This window comes from Thioalkalivibrio denitrificans (assembly GCF_002000365.1).
Lineage (GTDB): Bacteria > Pseudomonadota > Gammaproteobacteria > Ectothiorhodospirales > Ectothiorhodospiraceae > Thioalkalivibrio_A > Thioalkalivibrio_A denitrificans.
This window is the reverse complement of the sequence record NZ_MVBK01000129.1, coordinates 1-4,824: the sequence shown is the minus strand read 5'-3', so window position 1 is coordinate 4,824 and position 4,824 is coordinate 1. Positions and strand designations below refer to the sequence as shown.

The following is a 4,824-nucleotide window of genomic DNA, read 5'->3' as shown; positions in this document are numbered from 1 at the left end:
GCAACGACCCCTGGGGCGGAGGCGGCGGCGGTGGCGGCATGGGCCGGCACGCTTCCGCCGGCATCAGCCTGATCGTGATCGTGGCCATCGTGGTCTGGCTCGCCTCCGGCTTCTACATCGTCAGCGAGGGTGAGCGCGGCGTCGTGTTGCGCTTCGGGGCGTTCCAGAATGTGACCGAACCGGGACCCAACTGGCACCTGCCCTACCCGATCGAGAGCGTGGAGCGGGTGGACATCGGCAGCGTGCGAAGCCTGCAGCACCGGGCACTGATGCTCACCGCCGACGAGAACATCATCGACGTGGACGTGGAAGTGCAGTACCGGGTCAGTGACCCTGTGGCGTTCCTGTTCAACGTGCGCGACCCCGAACGCACCGTGCGCCAGGTGATGGAGTCCGCCATTCGCGAGCGGGTGGCCATGGAGCCCGTGGTGGTGCGCGAGAGATTGATGGAGGATCCGACCGCGGGGCCGCCGGGCCTCGGCACCGGAATGGATATCATCGAGCCGCGTGAAGGGGATGTCATCGTGGCCAGCGACTTCGCCCCCCTCGGCGGGCGCCTTGAATGGAACGACCTGGAGTTCATCCTCGGTGAGGGCCGTGCCCAGATCGCCGAGTCGACCATGGAGGTGATCCAGCAGGCGTTGGACGATTACGAGGCAGGTATCATGCTCATCCGGGCCAACATGCCGCAGGCCCAGCCGCCCGAGGCGGTGCAGGAGGCCTTTGCCGACGCCATCCGGGCGCGCGAGGACCAGATCCGGTTCCGCAACGAGGCACAGGCCTATGCCAACGGCATCGTGCCCCAGGCCCGTGGTGAGGCGGCCCGCATCCGCGAGGAGGCGGACGCCTACCGCGACCAGGTGATTGCACGCGCGGAGGGTGATGCCTCCCGCTTCACCCAGTTGCTGGTGGAGTACCAGCGGGCACCGGCCGTGACCCGGGAGCGTCTCTATCTCGAGACCAGCGAGGCCGTGCTGGGAGGCACCAACAAGGTGATCGTGGACATGAAGAACGGCAACAACCTCATGTACCTGCCGCTTGACAAGTTCATGCAGCACGGGGCCGCCGCCATGCCGCGTCCTATCACGGAACCGCGCGGCGTCGACAGCCGGCCGACACCATTGTCCAACGTCGGCCAGCGGCCTGATCCCAGAGCCCGGGAGGTGCGCTGATGATCCGCATTATCGGTATAGCTGCAGTCGTGGCGGCCATCATCATCGCGATGGCCACCTACACCGTGGATGAGCGCGAGCGCGTGATCCTGTTCAGCCTCGGCGAAATCAAGGAGGTTGACGTTGCGCCGGGTCTGCACTTCAAGTTCCCGCTGGTCAACAACGTGCGCAAGTACGACGGGCGGATTCTGACCCTGGACATCCCGCCGGACCGCTTCCTGACCAGCGAGGCCAAGAATCTCATTGTGGATTTCTATGCCAAGTGGCGCATTGACGACGTGGGACAGTTCTTCGTCGCCACGCGCGGCGTGGAACGCAATGCCGAGGACCGTCTGTCCCAGATCCTGCGCACCAACATGCGTAACGAGTTCGGCCGATTCACCATGGAGGAAGTGGTCGCCACCGAGCGTGTGACCATCATGCAGGCCGTGCGTGAGCAAGCGGTCGCCACTGCCCGGGAACTGGGCGTGGAACTGGTGGACGTGCGCGTGCGGCGTATGGACCTCCCCGACGAGGTGAGCGAGTCGGTCTACGAGCGCATGCGCGCCGAGCGTGAGCGTATCGCCCAGGACTTCCGGGCCCGCGGCCGGGAGGAGGCCGAGCGCATCCGCGCCCGCGCCGACCGTGACCGCACCGTGATCCTGGCAAACGCCGAACGCGAGGCCCAGCGGGTTCGAGGCGAAGGTGACGCGCGTGCGGCGGATACCTATGCCCAGGCCTTCGGTGAGGACGAGGAGTTCTTCTCCTTCTACCGGAGCCTGATCGCCTACCGCAACACCATGACCGGTACCAACAGCCTGTTCGTCATCGAGCCCGATTCCGAGTTCTTCCGTTACTTCGGGAACCCGGCCGGCACGAACAGGATCGTCGAGTAGGGCAGGGCCGCGACAGCGGGTGATACGCCCGCTGTCGCGGTCACACCCGCCCCGGATCCATGCTCTGGAACGACCTCTTCACGGCCGTGGCCCTCCTGCTGGTTCTGGAGGGCCTCATGCCGTTCCTCAACCCCGCCGGCTTCAAGCGCGCCCTGATCCAGATCGTCGCCCTTCCCGACGGCGTCCTGCGCGGCTTCGGCTTCGCCGCCATCACCGCTGGCCTGCTGCTGCTCTGGTGGCTTCGGGGGTGAATTTTTCACCACGAAGCGCACGATGAATGGCGTTTCATCGAAAAGACCAAAAGACTGTTCTCTCGCGAAGACGCAAAGCCCGCCAAGAACCCCCAAGAGATTTCCTCGAAAGACATTAAGTTCTTCTTTGCGGGCTTTGCGTCTTCGCGAGAGAACATTCTTTACGCCCGAGTTTGGCACTTGGGCCGGTGTCTGATCACCACGGTTGACCGGCGGCAGGGACTCCAAAACTATGTATAATCACGGGCTTTGATCGGGGCACCGTTTCGGTGCGCGGTCCGGTGTTCACGACCACTGAAGTGCAGACCTCATGACCGATTCCAATCGCTGGCTCCTGCCGGAAGGCATCGAAGAGGCCCTGCCGCCCCTGGCGGAGCGGCTGGAGACCTGTCGTCGGCGGCTCCTGGATCTTTATCACACCTGGGGCTACGAGCTGGTGATCCCGCCGCTGATCGAATACCTGGAATCCCTGCTCACCGGGACCGGCCACGACCTGGACGTGCAGACCTTCAAGCTCACGGACCAGTTGAACGGCCGCCTCATGGGCGTGCGCGCCGACATGACGCCCCAGGTGGCGCGCATCGATGCGCACAGCCTGAACCGGGACGTGCCCACCCGGCTCTGCTATATGGGCACGGTGCTGCACACCCGCCCCGACGGGTTTGCGGGCTCTCGGAGCCCCCTGCAGGTGGGTGCCGAACTCTACGGCCACGCGGGCGTGGACGGCGATGTGGAGATGATCCGGCTGATGCTGGAGACCTTTCGCGTGTGCGGCGTGCAGGACGTGTTTCTCGACCTCGGCCACGTGGGGATCTACCGCTGCCTGGCGGCCGATGCCGGCCTCGACCCGGACGCGGAGACGCAGCTTTTCGACATGCTGCAGCGAAAGGCGCAGCCCGAGATCGGTGCGTTTCTCGCTTCCCTGAACCTGTCGTCCGAAGCACGCGCGCGACTGGCGGCCCTGGCTGAACTCAATGGCGGACCCGAGGTACTGGACGAGGCCCGCGAGCGTCTCGCCGGTGCGGGGGACGAGGTGGCGCGGTCCCTGGAAGTGCTTGGCGACATTGCCGGTGCGGTGCAACGGCGCTACCCGGACGTGGCCCTGCACGTGGACCTGGCGGAACTGCGTGGTTTCCACTATCACACCGGGGCGGTGTTCGCCGCCTACGTGTCCGGCCACGGTCAGGAACTGGCGCGGGGTGGCCGCTACGATGACATCGGCCGGGTGTTCGGGCGCGCCCGCCCGGCCACCGGTTTCAGCACCGACCTCAAGACCCTGGTGCGGCTTTCCGCCGAGCCGCTGGCGACGGCCCCCGGGGGTATCTTCGCCCCGCCCGATGGCGATGACGCCCTGGACGCGGCGGTCGAGACGCTGCGCGCCGCCGGCGAACGGGTCATCCAGGGGCTGGCGGGGCAGGACAACGATGCACGGCGCATGGGCTGCGACCGCATCCTGGTGCGTGATTCCAACAACCAATGGAACGTAACGGAAGTCTGACAATGGCTAAATTCGCGGTGGTGCTCGGTAGTCAGTGGGGAGACGAAGGCAAGGGCAAGGTGGTTGACCTGCTCACGGAAAACGCCGCCGCGGTGGTGCGTTTCCAGGGCGGCCACAATGCCGGCCACACCCTGGTGATCGGCGGCAAGAAGACGGTGCTGCACCTGATCCCCTCGGGCATCCTGCGCGATGGCGTGGAGTGCATGATCGGCAACGGCGTGGTGCTCGCCCCCGATGCGCTGCTGAAAGAGATGGGGCAGCTGGAGGATGAAGGCGTGCCCGTGCGCGAGCGTCTGCGCCTGTCCGAATCCTGCCAGCTCATCCTGCCCTATCACGTGAGCCTGGATCATGCCCGTGAGGCGGCGCGGGGCAAGGCCGCTATCGGCACTACCGGGCGCGGCATCGGGCCGGCCTACGAGGACAAGATCTCCCGCCGCGGCCTGCGTCTGGGCGACCTGTTCTACCGCGAGCGCTTCGCGGCGAAGCTGGGCGAGGTGCTCGACTATCACAACTTCGTGCTCAAGAACTACTTCAAGGCGGAGACGCTGGACTTCCAGCAACTGCTGGACCAGGCATTGTCGTATGCCGAGGTGCTGGAGCCCCTGGTCACGGACGTGCCCGAGCGCCTTCGCCAGCTGCGCCTGGCCGACGCCAACGTGATGTTCGAGGGGGCGCAGGGCACGTTGCTGGACATCGACCACGGGACCTATCCCTTCGTGACCTCGTCCAACACCACGGCCGGCGGCGCCTGCACCGGCAGCGGCGTGGGCCCGCTGGACCTGAACTACATCCTCGGCATCACCAAGGCCTACACCACCCGCGTGGGCGCGGGCCCCTTCCCCACGGAACTGTTCGACGCCATGGGCGAGCACCTGGCCAAGCGCGGCCACGAGTTCGGTTNNGGCCGCGCCGCTGCGGGTGGTTCGATGCGGTGGCGCTCAATCGCGCCGTGTCCATCAACAGCATCACCGGCCTGTGCATCACCAAGCTGGACGTGCTGGACGGTCTGGAGACCCTGCGCCTGTGCG

Annotated in this window: 4 protein-coding genes and 1 pseudogene; all 5 read left to right on the top strand. The window is 66.2% G+C overall.

Going from position 1 to position 4,824, the window contains the following annotated elements:
• Positions 1-1,172: FtsH protease activity modulator HflK (gene hflK / locus B1C78_RS16255; protein WP_077280215.1), on the top strand; the 1,172-nt coding region annotated here is incomplete at its 5' end.
• Complete coding sequence (gene hflC, locus B1C78_RS16250; protein WP_077280214.1) at positions 1,172-2,047, top strand: protease modulator HflC; 876 nt, start codon at positions 1,172-1,174, stop codon at positions 2,045-2,047. The genes hflK and hflC, both read left to right, overlap by 1 nt.
• A gap of 59 nt (positions 2,048-2,106) precedes the next feature.
• Entirely contained in the window at positions 2,107-2,298 is a 192-nt protein-coding gene (locus tag B1C78_RS16245; RefSeq protein WP_077280213.1) for a DUF2065 domain-containing protein, read from the top strand.
• 310 nt (positions 2,299-2,608) lie between these two features.
• Positions 2,609-3,796 (top strand): ATP phosphoribosyltransferase regulatory subunit, encoded by a 1,188-nt coding sequence (locus B1C78_RS16240; protein WP_077280212.1) that lies wholly within the window; start codon positions 2,609-2,611, stop codon positions 3,794-3,796.
• Positions 3,797-3,798: 2 nt separating this feature from the next.
• Positions 3,799-4,824: pseudogene (locus B1C78_RS16235) on the top strand (adenylosuccinate synthase); the annotation flags it as partial.